General features: G+C 63.4%; 14 protein-coding genes. 7 read left to right on the forward strand and 7 right to left on the reverse strand.

What is annotated here, in order from left to right; all coding sequences use genetic code 11:
* Nucleotide 1 precedes the first annotated feature (1 nt).
* From minD to metE, 3 genes are all read right to left on the reverse strand, one after another.
* Nucleotides 2-817 carry a septum site-determining protein MinD gene (gene minD / locus ACXZ1M_RS14160; protein WP_026334797.1) on the reverse strand — a complete coding sequence of 272 codons (816 nt, stop codon included), beginning with the start codon at nucleotides 815-817 and terminating at the stop codon, nucleotides 2-4.
* Between the two features lie 26 nt (nucleotides 818-843).
* Entirely contained in the window at nucleotides 844-1,623 is a 780-nt protein-coding gene (gene minC / locus ACXZ1M_RS14165) for a septum site-determining protein MinC (RefSeq protein ID WP_459053767.1), read from the reverse strand.
* 181 nt (nucleotides 1,624-1,804) lie between these two features.
* Entirely contained in the window at nucleotides 1,805-4,174 is a 2,370-nt protein-coding gene (gene metE / locus ACXZ1M_RS14170; protein WP_459053768.1) for a 5-methyltetrahydropteroyltriglutamate--homocysteine S-methyltransferase, read from the reverse strand.
* A gap of 106 nt (nucleotides 4,175-4,280) precedes the next feature.
* Between metE and ACXZ1M_RS14175 the strand changes: the two genes are divergently transcribed.
* From ACXZ1M_RS14175 to ACXZ1M_RS14200, 6 genes are all read left to right on the forward strand, one after another.
* On the forward strand, nucleotides 4,281-5,189 hold the full coding sequence (locus ACXZ1M_RS14175; protein WP_459053769.1) for a LysR family transcriptional regulator: 909 nt from the start codon (nucleotides 4,281-4,283) through the stop codon (nucleotides 5,187-5,189).
* 213 nt (nucleotides 5,190-5,402) lie between these two features.
* Nucleotides 5,403-6,581 (forward strand): acetyl-CoA C-acetyltransferase, encoded by a 1,179-nt coding sequence (locus ACXZ1M_RS14180; protein ID WP_459053770.1) that lies wholly within the window; start codon nucleotides 5,403-5,405, stop codon nucleotides 6,579-6,581.
* A 71-nt stretch (nucleotides 6,582-6,652) separates the two neighbouring features.
* On the forward strand, nucleotides 6,653-7,393 hold the full coding sequence (phbB, locus tag ACXZ1M_RS14185) for an acetoacetyl-CoA reductase (protein ID WP_459053771.1): 741 nt from the start codon (nucleotides 6,653-6,655) through the stop codon (nucleotides 7,391-7,393).
* Nucleotides 7,394-7,480: 87 nt separating this feature from the next.
* Nucleotides 7,481-8,437 carry a prolyl aminopeptidase gene (gene pip, locus ACXZ1M_RS14190; protein ID WP_459053772.1) on the forward strand — a complete coding sequence of 319 codons (957 nt, stop codon included), beginning with the start codon at nucleotides 7,481-7,483 and terminating at the stop codon, nucleotides 8,435-8,437.
* Nucleotides 8,438-8,506: 69 nt separating this feature from the next.
* The gene (locus ACXZ1M_RS14195) at nucleotides 8,507-8,947 is read left to right on the forward strand and encodes a DUF2721 domain-containing protein (RefSeq protein ID WP_459054016.1); all 441 of its coding nucleotides are present in this window, start codon (nucleotides 8,507-8,509) and stop codon (nucleotides 8,945-8,947) included.
* A gap of 20 nt (nucleotides 8,948-8,967) precedes the next feature.
* Nucleotides 8,968-9,420 carry a hypothetical protein gene (locus ACXZ1M_RS14200; RefSeq protein WP_459053773.1) on the forward strand — a complete coding sequence of 151 codons (453 nt, stop codon included), beginning with the start codon at nucleotides 8,968-8,970 and terminating at the stop codon, nucleotides 9,418-9,420.
* 8 nt (nucleotides 9,421-9,428) lie between these two features.
* Here ACXZ1M_RS14200 and ACXZ1M_RS14205 read toward each other — a convergent pair whose 3' ends face one another.
* Nucleotides 9,429-10,037 (reverse strand): SRPBCC family protein, encoded by a 609-nt coding sequence (locus ACXZ1M_RS14205; RefSeq protein WP_459053774.1) that lies wholly within the window; start codon nucleotides 10,035-10,037, stop codon nucleotides 9,429-9,431.
* A 96-nt stretch (nucleotides 10,038-10,133) separates the two neighbouring features.
* On the opposite strand from ACXZ1M_RS14205, the gene ACXZ1M_RS14210 reads away from it, so the two are divergent.
* On the forward strand, nucleotides 10,134-12,179 hold the full coding sequence (locus ACXZ1M_RS14210; protein WP_459053775.1) for a 2,4-dienoyl-CoA reductase FMN-binding domain-containing protein: 2,046 nt from the start codon (nucleotides 10,134-10,136) through the stop codon (nucleotides 12,177-12,179).
* Here the strand turns inward: ACXZ1M_RS14210 and ACXZ1M_RS14215 are convergent.
* The 3 genes from ACXZ1M_RS14215 to ACXZ1M_RS14225 all read right to left on the reverse strand — a co-directional run bounded on the left by ACXZ1M_RS14215 (nucleotide 12,169) and on the right by ACXZ1M_RS14225 (nucleotide 16,082).
* Nucleotides 12,169-13,824 carry a hypothetical protein gene (locus ACXZ1M_RS14215; protein WP_459053776.1) on the reverse strand — a complete coding sequence of 552 codons (1,656 nt, stop codon included), beginning with the start codon at nucleotides 13,822-13,824 and terminating at the stop codon, nucleotides 12,169-12,171. The two genes, ACXZ1M_RS14210 and ACXZ1M_RS14215, sit on opposite strands and share 11 nt — an antisense overlap.
* Entirely contained in the window at nucleotides 13,821-15,548 is a 1,728-nt protein-coding gene (locus tag ACXZ1M_RS14220; RefSeq protein WP_459053777.1) for a cation:proton antiporter domain-containing protein, read from the reverse strand. The genes ACXZ1M_RS14215 and ACXZ1M_RS14220 overlap by 4 nt, the downstream gene beginning before the upstream one ends.
* 84 nt (nucleotides 15,549-15,632) lie before the next feature.
* A complete protein-coding gene (locus ACXZ1M_RS14225) occupies nucleotides 15,633-16,082 on the reverse strand; it encodes a carboxymuconolactone decarboxylase family protein (RefSeq protein ID WP_459053778.1) in 450 nt (149 codons plus the stop codon).
* Nucleotides 16,083-16,131 lie beyond the last annotated feature (49 nt).

The following is a 16,131-nucleotide window of genomic DNA, read 5'->3' on the forward strand; positions in this document are numbered from 1 at the left end:
GTTACTTGCTCCCAAAGATACGCTGCAGCAGGCCTGGCTTTTCATAATTGGTAAAGCGCAACGGCAGTTCCTGGCCGAGGAAGCGCGAGACCACGTCTTCGTAGGCTTCCGCAACATCGGTGCCCTTGAAGTGAATCGCAGGGTTACCCTGGTTCGAAGCATGCAGCACCGATTCCGATTCCGGAATGATGCCGATCAGTGGAATGCGCAAAATCTCTTGCACATCTTCGTAGGACAGCATTTCGTCCGCTTCCACGCGTTTCGGCGAGTAGCGGGTGATCAGCAGGTGCTCCTTGACCGGCTCGCCGCCGGTCTGGGCGCGGCGCGACTTGGCCTGGATGATGCCGAGGATGCGGTCCGAGTCGCGCACCGACGACACTTCCGGGTTGGTGACGATGATGGCTTCGTCGGCGAAGGTCAGCGCCATCAGCGCGCCGTGCTCGATGCCGGCCGGCGAATCGCAGATGATGAACTCGAAGCCCATGTTGATCAGTTCGTGCAGCACGACTTCCACGCCGTCTTCGGACAGCGCGTCTTTGTCGCGCGTCTGCGAAGCTGGCAGGATGAACAGGTTGTCGCAATGCTTGTCCTTGATCAGCGCCTGGGTCAGGCTTGCCTCTTTATTGATCACATTGATCAGGTCGTACACCACGCGGCGTTCGCAACCCATGATCAGGTCCAGGTTACGCAGGCCGACGTCGAAGTCGATGACGGCGGTCTTGTGGCCGCGCATGGCCAGGCCGGTGGAGAAGCTGGCGCTGGACGTCGTTTTACCTACACCGCCCTTGCCGGACGTTACAACAATGATTCTTGCCACGAATAATCCTTTTCAGAGTGGTGTGCTTAAGCGCGGTTGGCAGTATTGACAGATAGTATATCGATTCGGTCGCCGACCAAGCGAATTTGCGTCGGCGAACGCGCATATTCCTGTGGGAAACCGTCTTCAAACGTGCTGTAGACGCCGGCGATGGAGACCAGCTCCGGCGACATATTGAGGGCGAAAATCCGGGCCTGGGCATTGCCCGAGGCGCCGGCCAGGGCGCGGCCGTTGAGCGTGTTGTACACGTGGATGCTGCCGTCGGCGATGATTTCGGCGCCGTTGTTGACCACGGCCGTCACCACCAGGTCGCAGCCGCGCGCGTAGATGCGCTGGCCGGCGCGCACCGGGGTGTCGATGATCATGACTTCGGTGCCGTGCGGTGCGGCGGCGGGCGGCTGGGCCTGGGCGGCGGCCACTGCGGGTGCCGGCGTTGGCGCCGGTTTCGGCGCGGGTGAATGCTCCGCTTCGTCGCGCGGTTTGGCGGCGGCGGTTTCCAGGCTCAGGCCGTGGGCGGCGATGTCGGCCGCCATGGACAGCGGCGCGTTGCGCACGGCGACCGGATTGAGGCGGTATTTTTTCAGCAGGGCGATCAGGCCGCCCCAGTCGATGGCGGCGCAATCGTCCGGCAGCGCGGCGACGTCGATCACGGCCAGGTCGTCTTCAAAGAAGTCGGGCGTGCCGCCGGTCATTTTGGCCAGCGCGGCGTCGAGGGCGATGCTGTCGGACGTCGCCAGAATGGCGGACACGGCGACGACGGTGGAAATCTTGATTTCGATGGGCTTTTGAAACAGGCTCTTGGACATGGGCGACAGTATCAGTGGTTATCCTGGCGCGCATGCGCAGGCACCAGCATTCTACTGTAAAAATGTCGCCGGAACGTCGTTCCCGCGTATGCGGGAACCCATAATCACGGGCCGGCGGTGGCGGCGCATGGATTCCCGCCTGCGCGGGAATGACGCTGATTGCGCGGAGACGTTACGCTGATCAATAGATCGCCCGCAACTGGCGGGCCGCCGCCACCATATTGCGCAGCGCCGTTTCCGTCTCGGCCCAGCCGCGCGTCTTCAGGCCGCAGTCGGGATTGACCCACAGGTTGGCCGGCGGAATCACTGCGCTGGCTTTCTGCAGCAGGCGCACCATTTCCTGCTGGTCCGGCACGCGCGGCGAGTGGATGTCGTACACGCCGGGACCGATTTCGTTCGGGTAGCGGAACCGGCCGAAGCCGTTCAGCAACTCCATGTCCGAGCGGCTGGTCTCGATGGTGATGACGTCGGCATCCATGGCGGCGATCTGCGGCAGGATGTCGTTGAACTCGGCGTAGCACATGTGGGTGTGGATCTGGGTGGCGTCCGCCACCGCGCTGGCCGAGACGCGGAAGGCGTGCGTGGCCCAGTCCAGGTAGGCGTCCCAGCGGCCGCGCCGCAACGGCAAGCCTTCGCGCACGGCCGGCTCGTCGATCTGGATGATGCCGATGCCGGCCTGCTCCAGGTCCGCCACCTCGTCGCGGATGGCCAGCGCGATCTGCAGCGCGGTGCGGGCGCGCGGCTGGTCGTCGCGCACGAAGGACCATTGAAGGATGGTGATGGGACCGGTCAGCATGCCTTTCATCGGCTTGGCGGTCAGGCTTTGCGCGTGCACGGTCCAGTCCACCGTCATGGCTTTCGGGCGACTGACGTCGCCGTAGATGATGGGCGGCTTGACGCAGCGCGAGCCGTAGGATTGCACCCAGCCCTGTTGGGTGAAGACGAAGCCGTCCAGCTGCTCGCCGAAATATTCGACCATGTCGTTGCGTTCGGCTTCGCCGTGGACCAGCACGTCCAGGCCCAGCGCTTCCTGGCGCTGCACGGCGTCGGCGATTTCGTCGCGCATCGCGGCTTCGTAGTCGGTCAGGCTCAGTTCGCCGCGCTTGAAGCTGGCGCGGGCGCTGCGGATGGCCGGCGTTTGCGGGAAGGAGCCGATGGTGGTGGTGGGGAAGGAAGGTAGCTGAAAGCGGGCGCGCTGCTCGGCCTGGCGTTGGGCGAAGCCGGCGCGGCGCTGGCCGGCGTCGGCCGGCAGGGCCTCCAGGCGCGCGGCAACGGCGGCCTGGTGCACGCGCGGGCTGGCGCGGCGGCTGGCGATGGCGGCGCGCGAAACCGCCAGCGCTTCGGTGGTGCCGGCGTCGTATTCACCGTGCAGGGCGCGCTTGAGCAGGTAGAGTTCGTCGAGTTTTTCGGTGGCGAAGGCCAGCCAGGAGCGGATTTCCGGATCGAGCGCGGTTTCGGCGGCCAGCGTGAACGGCGCGTGCAGCAGCGAGCAGGAGGAGGACAACCACAGCTTGCCGCCGCGCTTGTCGGCGATGGGCGCGAGCACGGCCAGTGCGGCGTCGAGGTCGGTGCGCCAGATGTTGCGGCCGTCGACGATGCCGACCGACAGCACTTTGTGCACCGGCAGCCAGTCGGCGATGCTGGTCAGCTCGTGCGGGGCGCGCACGCCGTCCACGTGCAGGCCGGCCACCGGCAGGCGGCAGGCCAGGCTGAGGTTTTCTTCCAGCGGCGAGAAATAGGTCGCCAGCAGCAGCGGCACGCCGACCTGGTTCAGTTGCCAGTAGCTGTTTTCAAACGCGCTGCGCCACGGGGCCGGCAAGTCGAGGCCGAGGATGGGCTCGTCGATCTGGACCCATTCCACGCCCAGCGCTTTCAGGCGGTCCAGCACCTGGCCGTACACCGGCAGCAGCTGGTCCAGCAGGGAGAGGCGGTCGAAATCGGCGTCGCCCTTGGACTTGCCCAGCCACAGGAAGGTGAGGGGACCGATCAGGGTGGCCTTGACGGCGTGGCCGAGGGCCTGGGCTTCGGCCACTTCATCGAACAGGCGCTCGCAGGACAGGGCGAACACGGTGTCGGCGCTGAATTCCGGCACCAGGTAGTGGTAGTTGGTGTCGAACCATTTGGTCATTTCCAGCGCGGCGGCGGCGTGCAGGGCGCCGTCTTCCTGCGGCTGGCCGCAGCCGCAGCCGGTTTCGTGCGTACCGTCAGCGTGCGCTGTGGCTCCGCTGCGGCCACGCGCCATGGTGAAGTAGCGGCTCAGCTGCGACTGCTCGGGCGTGAAGCCGTAGCGCGCCGGCTCGCCGCCCAGCAGCTGGATGTGGTTGGCCACCTGGTCGTAAAACGCAAAATCGCCGACCGTCACGAAGTCGAGCCCGGCTTCGCGTTGCAAGGCCCAATGGCGGGCGCGCAGTTCGCGGCCGGTGCTTTCCAGTTGCGTTTCGTCCTGCTCGCCGCGCCAGTGGCGCTCCAGTGCAAATTTCAGTTCGCGCGCCGCGCCGATGCGTGGAAAGCCGGGAATGTGGGTCTGTATCTTTTTGTTACTATTGGTCATGGTGCTGTCATCCGCATTTAATATTGGTGGGATAAAGTGTGCGGCAAACCGGTCTATAATCAAAACGAAAGATTTTGCGGCATCACATGAAAATAATTAATAGACCATGCTAGAGATACGTCATTTACGCACCCTGAGTGCGCTCCGTTCGGCCGGTAGCCTGGTGCGCGCTGCGCAACTGCTCAACCTGACCCAGTCGGCCCTGTCCCATCAAATCAAGTTACTGGAAGATCGCTACGGTGGGCCGCTTTTTGAGCGCAAATCCGTGCCGATAAGCTTTACCGCCACCGGCGCCCGGCTGCTCAAGCTGGCTGACATGCTATTACCCGAAATTGAAACCGCAGAGCGCGAAGTTGCGCGGCTGATGCAGGGAGATAGCGGTCAATTGCGGGTGGCGCTGGAGTGCCACACCTGTTTCGACTGGCTGATGCCGGTCATGGATGAGTTCCGCAAACGCTGGCCCGAGGTGGAGATCGACTTGGTGTCGGGCTTCCACAGCGAACCGGCGGACCTGCTGCGCAGCGGCGAGGCCGACCTGGTGATCGGCTCGCCCTACGGCCCGGAATTCGCCACGTTCCCCCTGTTCCGCTTCGAAATCCTGGTGGTGATGGCGCAAAAACACCGCCTGGCAGCCCAGCGACGCCTGCAGGCCGCCGACTTCGAGGGCGAAACCCTGATCACCTATCCGGTCCCGGCCGAGCGCATCGATCTGATCCGCGAAGTGCTGCAGCCGGCCGGCGTCGATTTCCAGCGCCGCACTGCGGAATTGACCGTCGCCGTGCTGCAACTGGTGGCCAGCCGGCGCGGAATTGCTGCGTTGCCGAACTGGGCGATCAAGAATTATGTGGATTATGACTACGTGATTGCACGCCCCGTGGGCGAGCAGGGCTTGTGGAGCGATTTGTTCGTATCGGTCCCGGAGGCGCAGAAACATAGGGCTTACGTACTCGACTTCGTCAACGTGATACGGGAGCAGTGTGCCGCCTCGCTGGATGGTATCAAATTATTATCGTGACAAATAGTTACTATTTCTTCAAAATATAAACGTTAGGGTTTGATGCGCATCAAGGTCAGTGCGGAAAGCTGCGCATACGATTGGTGCCCGGTGCTTGCGTCTCGCGGCGGCGCAGCATCGAAACCTGCCACGCCTTATTTGTGGACGGCGTATGATAAAAGTTCGCGTTGTTGCTCAACTTAGCCGGTTCCGGCCGGCGCATTGGAGAATCAAATGGATGATGTAGTTATCGTGGCCGCTGGCCGTACTGGTGTAGGCAAATTCGGCGGTAGCCTGGCGAAGACCCCAGCCTCCGAGCTCGGCGCGCATGTGATCAAGGGCCTGCTGGCCAAGACCGGCATCGATCCGAACCTGATCAGCGAAGCGATCCTGGGCCAGGTGCTGACCGCAGGCGTCGGCCAGAATCCGGCGCGTCAGGCGGTCATCAAGTCCGGCCTGCCGAACACCATTCCCGGTTTCACCATCAATCATGTGTGCGGCTCCGGCCTGAAGGCAACCCACCTGGCGGCGCAAGCCATCAAGGCCGGCGACGCCCAGATCGTCATCGCCGGCGGCCAGGAAAACATGAGCGCCTCGCCGCACGTGATTCCCGGCTCGCGCGACGGTTTCCGCATGGGCGACTTCAAAGCCATCGACAGCATGATCGTCGACGGCCTGTGGGACGCCTACAACCAGTACCACATGGGCACCACCGCCGAGAACGTCGCGAAGAAATACGACATCTCGCGCGCCGAGCAGGACGAGTTCGCCCTGCAATCGCAGCTGAAAGCGGAAGCCGCGCAAAAAGCCGGCAAGTTCAAGGATGAGATCCTGCCGCTGGAAATCGTGCAGAAGAAGGGCAGTTTCGTCTTCGACACCGACGAATACGTCAAACCAGGCTCGACCCTGGAAGGCCTGGCCGGTCTGCGTCCAGCATTCGCCAAGGACGGCACGGTCACCGCCGGCAACGCCTCCGGCCTGAACGACGGCGCCGCCGCCGTGATCATGATGTCCGCCACCAAGGCCAAGGAACTGGGCCTGCCGGTGCTGGCCAAGATCAAGGCCTATGCTTCGTCCGGCCTGGACCCAGCCTTCATGGGCATGGGCCCGGTCTCGGCCACCAAGCTGTGCCTGAAAAAGGCCGGCTGGACCCCGGACGACCTGGACCTGCTGGAAATTAACGAAGCCTTCGCCGCGCAAGCGGTGGCGGTCAACAAGGAGATGGGCTGGGATACCAGCAAGATCAACGTCAATGGCGGCGCGATCGCCATCGGTCACCCGATCGGCGCGTCCGGCGCCCGCGTGCTGGTGACCCTGATCCACGAAATGATCCGTCGCGACGCGAAAAAAGGCCTGGCCTCGCTGTGCATCGGCGGCGGCATGGGCGTGGCGCTGGCCATCGAACGCGCGTAATTGAACTGGCGGCCCGGCGGGAGCCGGGCCGTGTATCGATTTTTGTGTTTGTTTAAGAAGAGGGGACGAAAATGGCAAGAGTTGCATTAGTAACCGGTGGCATGGGTGGTCTGGGCGAAGCGATTTGTTTCAAGCTATCGGCATTAGGCTATTGTGTTGTCACCACGTATTCCCCTGGCAATCCCAAAGTTGAGCAATGGCTGGCCACCACCCGTGACCAGGGTTACAACTTCCGCGCTTACCCGTGCGACGTAGCCGATTACGATTCCGCCCAACAGTGCATCGCCGCCATCCAGAAGGACATCGGTCCGGTGGACGTGCTGGTGAATAACGCCGGCATCACCCGCGACATGACTTTCAAGAAGATGGACAAGCCGAACTGGGACGCCGTCATGGGCACCAACCTGGACTCCGTGTTCAACATGACCAAGCCGGTGTGCGACGGCATGGTGGAACGTGGCTGGGGCCGCATCATCAACATTTCGTCGGTGAACGGTCAAAAGGGCGCCTTCGGCCAGACCAACTACTCGGCCGCCAAGGCCGGCATGCACGGCTTCACCAAGGCGCTGGCGCTGGAAGTGGCGCGCAAGGGCGTGACCGTCAACACCATCTCGCCGGGCTACATCGGCACCAAGATGGTGATGGAGATCCCGCAGGAAGTGCTCGACACCAAGATCGTGCCGCAAATTCCGATGGGCCGTCTGGGCAAACCGGAAGAAGTGGCGGGCCTGGTGGCCTACCTGTCGTCGGATGAGGCGGCCTTCGTGACCGGCTCCAACATCGCCATCAACGGCGGCCAGCACATGTCCTAAAGCGGCAACGCCGCTACACAAGGCCGGGCTCGTTCGCGATCCCGGCTTTTTTTTCGTACAATCTGCTATCAACGCCTAAGGATAGCCATGTTCGACTCCGCCTCGCCCCTGTTTCCACCGATTATTCCAAGCCAGCACGGCATGCTGGCGGTCGATGAACTGCACACGATTTACTGGGAAGAGGTCGGCAATCCCGACGGCATCCCGGTGATCTTCCTGCATGGCGGCCCCGGCGCCGGCCTGTCGCCGCAGCATCGCCGCTTCTTCGATCCGGAACAGTACCGCGTGATCCTGTTCGACCAGCGCGGCGCCGGCAAGTCGGTGCCGGTGGGCGAGTGCCGCAACAACACCACCCAGCTGCTGATCGAGGACATCGAACGCCTGCGCGTGCAGTTCGGCATCGAGCAATGGCTGGTGTTCGGCGGCTCCTGGGGCTCGACCCTGGCGCTGGCCTACGGCCAGGCCCATCCGGAGCGCTGCCTCGGCTTCGTGCTGCGCGGCATCTTCCTCTGCACCCAGCCCGAGATCGACTGGTTCCTCGATGGCGCGCAATGGTTCCATCCCGAGGTGCACGCCGATTTCATCGCACCGATACCGGAAGCGGAGCGCGGCAACCTGCTGCAAGCCTATGTGAAACGCATCATGAGCGACGACCCGGCCGTGCACTGGCCGGCGGTGCGCGCCTGGAGCCGCTTCGAGGGCCGCCGCGTGTTCCTGCTGCCGCAGGCCGAAGATCCGCCGTCGGACGCGCTGGACCTGGGCGTGGGCCGGCTGGAATCGCACTACATGGCCAACCTCGGCTTCTTCAGCGAAGACCAGCTGCTGCGCAATGTCGACCGCATCGCCCACCTGCCGGTGGTGATCGTGCAGGGCCGCTACGACGTGATTTGTCCGCCGGTGTCGGCCTGGCGCCTGCACCAGGCCTGGCCCGGAGCGGTGCTGAAGATGATTCCGGACGCCGGTCACGGCGCCATGGAAACCGGCATCGCGCGCGCGCTGGTGGGGGCCACCGAACAGTTCAAGCGCACCCGCGGCTTCGCCTGAAAACCGGCCCGGGGAGACGCGGGCTGCTACACTGTGAACTAATCGACAAGAACAACATCCATGGCACTCATGACTTTCCAGATCGGCGACATCGGTCACATCATCCAGTTGGCGATCGCACCGGTGTTCCTGCTGTCGGGCGTGTGCACCAACCTGATCGTGCTGACCAACCGCCTGGCGCGCATCATCGACCGCTCGCGCGTGCTGGAAGACCGGCTCGACATCGCCTATAGCGACCCGTATCTGAATGAACTCGATGTGCTGTACCGCCGTTCGCACCTGATCAACATGTCGATCGCGCTGTCGACCGCCTGCGGGCTGTTCGTGTGCGTGATCGTGGCGATGCTGTTCCTTGGCGATATCACCAACATCGGCCTGGACAAATACATTGCCGGCACCTTCGTGGTGTCGGTGCTTTGCCTGGTCGGCAGCTTCATCTCGTTGCTGCGCGAAATATTCATTGCGTCGGCGTGGATGCGTTCCCAGCGCCATGTCCGCCGCAAGCGTTAAACTTTTTATGTGAGAACACCATGCACGACTACCAACGCCCGCCCACCCTGTACCGCTACGGCGTGCGCGAAGACCTGGAACTGGCGCTGAGCCAGGGGCAATTCATCCTGCGTCCCGCGTCCAACTGCCTGACGCTGAGTTTTTCCCAGGCCTGGGATCCCAAGCTGTTCGAGCTGTTCTCGGCCGACGCCTGCCTGATCGTCCACAACACCGAGGAATTCGGCGAGCGCCTGCACCGCGCGGTGCAACGCGCCCTGCCCAGCTGGGCGGGCATTGACGGCGCCATCGAATACGGCACGCGCGCGGCCCTGGGCCAGGCCTTCACCAAGACCGTGGCCGAAGCGCAGGAACAGGAATGGCAGTTCGCCTGGCGCGCCATGCAGGCGCAATTGAGCCTGAACCCGGTGCTGGTCAAGATCGGCAGCCTGGAAAACTTCGCCGAGCTGCGTTCGAAGGATGCGTATCTGGCTTAGTTTGGAAATTAAGGAGTGGAGGGCTGCGGGATAGCTTCCACCTTGGGCGCGTCGCGGCGATCGAGACGGGCCAGCACGGCGCTCATCATGCGCTCGATATCGCTGCGGATCATTTTCGAGCCGAGGATGCCGGGCACGTAGAAGTTGGGCATGATGCGGCCCTTGTAGATAATCTTGGTGCCGCCGGTTTCGGGCACCGGGATCAATTCCCAGCGCGATTCGTAGTGCTTCATGTCGCCGGAGATCAGCGAGATGTCGATGGCGGACATCGGCTGCTCGATCGCGCGCACGATCAGGTGGATGGTCTTGGACATGAACAGCAGCCGGGCCACGCCGAATTGTTCAATGATGACTTCATTGCCATTGCGTGACAACACCCGGCACGACTCCATGTCGGGCACGAATTCCGCCATGCGCTCGTAACCGGTGAGGATGCGCCATACCTTCGGCAGTGGCGCCGCCACCGTGCCGGTGGCGTCCACTTCGTACATGTGGTGGTTGTCCTGATCCACGCGGTTGACCGAGACCTCCAGCTTGGGCAATTCAAGCTTCGGTGCTTGCGCCATCCCCAGCTGGGCGGTCACACCTAACAACAAAAACAGAAGGAATCGCATCATTTGACCAGCCTACGGTAAAGGGTGGCAGAATACAAGCGCAGCACGCACGGACTTTAGAAGCCCATATCTAAAGAAATGGGATTTAATGCGGGCAATATGAAAACTACACCATACCCCCACCTTCTGGCCCCGCTCGACCTGGGATACACCACGCTGCGCAACCGCGTCATCATGGGATCGATGCACACCGGGCTCGAAGACCGCTTCTACAACTACGGCAAGCTGGCCGCATTCTATCGTGAGCGCGCGCGCGGCGGCGTCGGCTTGATCGTCACCGGCGGCATCTCGCCGAACCGCTCCGGATGGTTGCTGCCCTTCGGCGGCACGCTCAATTTCAAGGGCGACGTGCCCAATCACCGGCGCGTGACCAAGGCGGTGCACGAGGAGGGCGGCAAGATCCTGATGCAGATCCTGCACTCGGGGCGCTACGGCTATCAGCCTTTCGTGGTGTCGGCGTCGGAGAAGAAGTCGCCGATCTCGCCGTTCAAGCCGCGCGCGCTGAGCGAAGCCGGTATCGAAAAGACCATCCGTGATTACGCCCGCTGCGCCAAGCTGGCGCGCGAAGCCGGCTACGACGGCGTGGAGGTGATGGGCAGCGAAGGCTATCTGCTGAACCAGTTCCTGTGCTCGCGCACCAATCTGCGCACCGACCGTTGGGGCGGCAGCATCGAGAACCGCATGCGCCTGGCGCTGGAAATCGTCAAGCGCATCCGCGCCGAAGTGGGGAATGATTTCATCATTATGTACCGCCACTCGCTGCTCGACCTGGTCGAAGGCGGCAATACCTGGGAAGACGTGGTGGCCGTCGCCAAAGGCCTGCAGCAGGCCGGCGTGACCATCCTGAACACCGGCTACGGCTGGCATGAGGCGCGCGTGCCGACCATCGTCACTTCGGTGCCGCGCGGCGCCTTCGCCAGCCTGGCGGGACGCCTGCGCCTGGAAGTGACGATACCGGTGGTGGCCTCCAACCGCATCAACATGCCAGCCGAAGCGGAAGGCATCCTGCAGCGCGGCGAGGCGGACATGATTTCGATGGCGCGGCCGTTCCTGGCCGATTCGCACTTCGTGATCAAGGCGGCCGAGGGCCGCACCGACGAAATCAACACCTGCATCGGCTGCAACCAGGCCTGCCTGGACCACACCTTCTCCAACAAGCGCGCCAGCTGCCTGGTGAATCCGCGCGCCTGCCATGAGACGGAGCTGGTGTACGCGCCGACGGCCAAGCAGCGCCGCGTGGCGGTGGTGGGCGCCGGGCCGGCCGGCTTGTCGGCGGCCACGGTGGCGGCGGAATGCGGCCACGATGTGACCCTGTTCGATTCCGCCGACAGCGTGGGCGGGCAATTCAAGATCGCCATGCAGGTGCCGGGCAAGGAGGAATTCGCCGAGACCATCCGCTATTTCTCCCGCAAGATCGAACTGACCGGCGTGAAGCTGAAACTGGGCGTGCGTGTATCGCGCGAGCAGTTGCTGGCCGAGGGTTATGACGATGTCATCGTCGCCACCGGCATCAAGGTGCGCATGCCGCCGATCGAAGGCATCAAGCATCCGAAGGTGCTGTCGTACATCGACGTCCTGCGCGACAAGGCGCCGGTGGGCAAGCGCGTGGCGATCATCGGCGCCGGCGGCATCGGCTTCGACATGGGCGAGTTCCTGCTGCACGACCACAAGCATCCGCTGCCGCTGGCGCTGGATGTCTGGGCCAAGGAATGGGGCGTGAGCTTCAAGGGCGATACGCCGGGCGGCTTGGTGCCGGCTTCGCAGCCGGAACCGGTGCGCCAGCTGTATCTGCTGCAGCGCAAGGCTTCGCGCCTCGGCGCAGGCCTGGGCAAGACCTCGGGCTGGGTGCACCGCGCGGTATTGGCGCGCAACGGCGTGGTGATGATGGGCGGCGTGCAGTACGACCGCATCGACGATCAGGGCCTGCACATCACGGTCGGCGGCGAGCAGCGCCTGCTGTCGGTCGATAACGTGGTGATCTGCGCGGGCCAGGACAGCCTGGCGGAGTTGATGCCGAGCGAGGAGGAAGTGAAAGCCAATGCTTCGTGGCCGCGCTTCCACAAAATCGGCGGCGCCGCGCTGGCGGCGGAACTGGACGCCAAGCGCGCCATCAAGGAAGGCGCGGAGCTGGCGGTCAGTCTGTAGCCGTTTGCTGTATTTGCCGCAGTCGCGTATTGGGATGCGCCAGGTTTTTCAGGGCGAGGTCGATATCGACGCTGTAGAGTTCCGAAGGCAGCTCAATCGCATTGCAGGCGATGTTGACCGTGTCGCCGCCTTGCAGATTCAATTTGATCTGGCGTTTATCGTCGCACGCAGCCTTGGCTGCCTGCGAGGCGCGCTGACTGGTGCTGAAGGGCTGCCCTTCTATGCCGGTTACGGTCATATCAACGCGCAATGCCTTGCAAGTCAGCCCGTCTGCAACCCGGAAGCCTTTTTCCACGTTGTAGAAACTGACGCCACCGTTGCAGTCGGCGCGCATTAGCTGGTGCATCATCAGGTTGGCCATGGAGTCGTTCACACCGGCGCTCCAGGTGGTCGCCGGGCGTATCAAGGGCCCAGGTATTTTTGCATAGTCGGCGAAGATGGCGGCGACCGGTTCGTCGCTGCCCAGACGCGACAGCCACCGCGTTTTGCAGGTCTCGCCGGCACGGCACTCCAGTTGTTCGAAGTTGGCTACTTTTCGTTCAGCCGCATCGCGATAGTAGTCGCGCATCGCGAGTGCAGCGGACTGCGCGTCGCCTCGGGCGGAAAGGCCGATGACATGAAAGGCGAGGCCGCAGGCATAGGGTGTACGGCCCCATTTGCGGTTGACGGTGCGTTTCCAGCTCTTGCCGCTGGTGGCGATGATGCAGTCGCTGAACGCGGATTCCAGATCGCGCTGCAGCGCGGCTTTATCACGCCAGCCCATGGCGGCGCTGACGCTCCAGCGCAGGAATTCCGCACCGCCTTCCTTGAACATGGTGATATCGTCGTCCCATGCATCTTTCCATTCCAGCGGCTGCGTCAAATGGCTGGTTTCATGCGCGATCAGCGAGCGGATGTTGGACTTCACCTCTTCGCTTGGCGACGACGGGAAACTCAAACGTATGGTGGTGCGATTGGCGGCGTCGCCGCGCCAGTTGTAAGCGTTGGGCGACACGGTGGCGACGATGTAGGGTGACGGCAGCTTCAATCCCGGCAAGGCGTTCTGCAGATAGCTGCTGGTGCCGCGCAGGGCTTCGTTGAGCAGGCGCTGGTCTGGTTCCGTGAAGCCCGGTCCCATGTGGACCGGCGCCTTGGACTGCTTCATCAGCAGTACCACGGGCGAGTCATCGATCAGCGCCTGCGTCGCGGGTGCCGAGACCTGCGCGCCGGAGATGACGCCGTTGACGACCACGGTGCCCTGCGCGACGAACTTCCAGTCCACCGCGCCACATGATGGCGTCACCGCATAGACGCTGGTGTGTGCAAAGAAGCCCTCGCCGATCGGATATGCCCAAGGGTAGATGCGGTCCACATCACGGGTGGTGGCAGGCACACGAATGCGCAGGCTGTTGCAACTGGCCGCGCCGCGCTGGATATGCTGGCCATCCACCTTGGCACAATTGTCCATGGGCTGCCAGTCGGCGCGAATGCTGGCGGCTTCTTGTGGCCTGATGCCGTCGTTGAAGAAGTTCAGGGATGTACACGATGGCGGCACATCGTAGCGCAATTCAAGCGCGCTGTCGTCAATGATGCTCAGCGTTGCTGTCACGTTTTGTGCTGCCGCTGTGGCGGCGGCAAGCGTCAATAAAGGGAGCAAGTGCTTCAATGGTGTTGGTCCTGTTTGCCCTGTAGGTTATCGAGCACAAAGGCCGTCATGCCCTTGGCCAGTTCCTGTTCGCCCATGAAGATCTCGCCAGCGCGCTCGTTGCGCAGCAGTTCCGCTTCTTCATCGCTGTGGGTGCGCACCACCGTCTTGATATTCGGGTTGAGCGCGCGCGCCGTTTCGATCATGGCGCGCACGTGGAAGGTGTCCGGCGTGGCGATCACCAGCATCGACGCATGCGCGATGTGCGCCTGGATCAGCACCGCCGGTTCGCCCGCGTTGCCGGCAACGGCATTGACGCCGTCGCGGCGCAGCTGATCGACTACTTCGCGGTTCTGTTCCGCCACCACGAATGGAATGGCTTTCTCTTTCAGCGCCGCCGCGATGCGGCGGCCCACGCGGCCGTAACCGACCAGCACCACCTGTCCGCGCAGGTGCTCGTGCGGCACCGACATCGGCAGCTCGGCCAGCGGATCGGCGGGGCGCTCGAACTTGGCGGCCAGAGCGGTGTTTTTACCGAGCCAGCGCTCCAGCGGCTTGGTCACGCGGAACACCACGGGATTGAGCGCGATGGAGATGATGGCGCCGGCCAGGATCAGGCTCTGGCCTTCCACCGGCATCAGCTTGAGCGACAGGCCCAGTGCGGCCAGGATGAAGGAGAATTCGCCGATCTGCGCCAGGCTGGCCGAGACCATCAGCGCGGTCTTGGCCGGGTAGCGCAGCACCAGCACCAGCAGGAAGGCGGCCACCGATTTGCCCACCACGATAATCGCCACCACCGCCAGCAGCTTCAATGGCTGTTCGACCAGGATGGACGGCTCGAACAGCATGCCGACCGAAACGAAGAACAGCACTGCGAACGCATCGCGCAGCGGCAGCGATTCCTCGGCGGCGCGGTGCGCCAGTTCGGATTCGCGCAGCACCATGCCGGCAAAGAAGGAGCCCAGCGCGAACGACACGCCGAAGTAGTGGGTGGAGGCGTAGGCGATGCCGACGGCGGCGGCGATCACGCACAGCGTGAACAGCTCGCGCGAACCGGTGCGCGCCACCTGCCACAGAATCCAGGGGAACAGCTTGCGGCCGACCACCAGCATCAGCACGATGAAGGCGCCGACCTGGCCCAGCGTGATGGCCAGGGTCTTCCACAGGTTGACGTCTTCCGGCGCGATGGGGGCGCCGTGGCCGTCGACGGCAATGCCGCCGAGCGAACCGGCCAGCGCCGGCAGCAGCACCAGCACCAGCACGGTGACCAGGTCTTCCACCACCAGCCAGCCGACCGCGATGCGGCCGTTGAAGCTATCGAGTATGCCGCGCTCCTCAAGGGCGCGTAGCAGCACCACGGTGCTGGCCACGGACAGCGCCAGGCCGAATACCAGGCCGCCGCCGATGCTCCAGCCCCAGTAGTGGGCCAGCACCATGCCGAGCGCCGTGGCGACGGCGATTTGCAGCACCGCGCCGGGCAGCGCTACTTTGCGCACGGCCCACAGGTCGTCGAGGGAGAAGTGCAGGCCGACGCCGAACATCATCAGCATCACGCCGATTTCGGCCAGCTGGCCGGCCAGTGCGGTATCCGCCACGAAGCCAGGCGTGGCCGGGCCGATGATAATGCCCGCAGCGAGATAACCCACCAGCGCCGGTAGTCTGAGGCGCGTTGCAAGATAGCCGAACAGGAGACCAGCTCCAAGTGCGGCGGCGATAGTGGTAATCAGGCTGATGTTATGGGGCATGCGTGGAGGGCTCCTTAGCAAAAAATCTACGGGAAACCCTCAGCGTAGCACACTCGCCCCACAATTTTCCTTAAAGCGTCTTCCTTAAAGCGACAAGGCCGCGGGCTGCATGCGCAGGGCTACGCCGAAGCGGTTGAAGGCGTTCATCAGCGCCACGGCTACGGTGACGTCGGCCAGTTCCTGTTCGCCCAACACGGCCAGGGCTTGCTGATAGTCGGCGTCCGGCACCTTGCTTTGTTCGACGCGGGTGACCACTTCGGCCCAGGCCAGGGCGGCGCGTTCCTTGTCGCTGAACAGGGCGACGGCTTCTTCCCATACCGGCACCAGCGCCACTTTGTCGATGCGCACGCCGCTCTTCACCAGGCTGCGGGTGTGCATGTCGATGCAGTAGGCGCAGCCGTTGATTTGCGAAACGCGCAGGTAGACCAGTTCCAGCAGCTCGCCCGGCAGGGCCGAGGTCACATAGTCCTTCACCGCGCCAAAGCCCTTGTAGGCGTTCGGGGCCAATTTGAATACTTCCAGACGCTTGCTCATGATGATTTCCTTGGTGGGTTACGATGGGATTATTGTGCGCTCACATGGA

Source organism: Duganella paludis, from assembly GCF_054461335.1.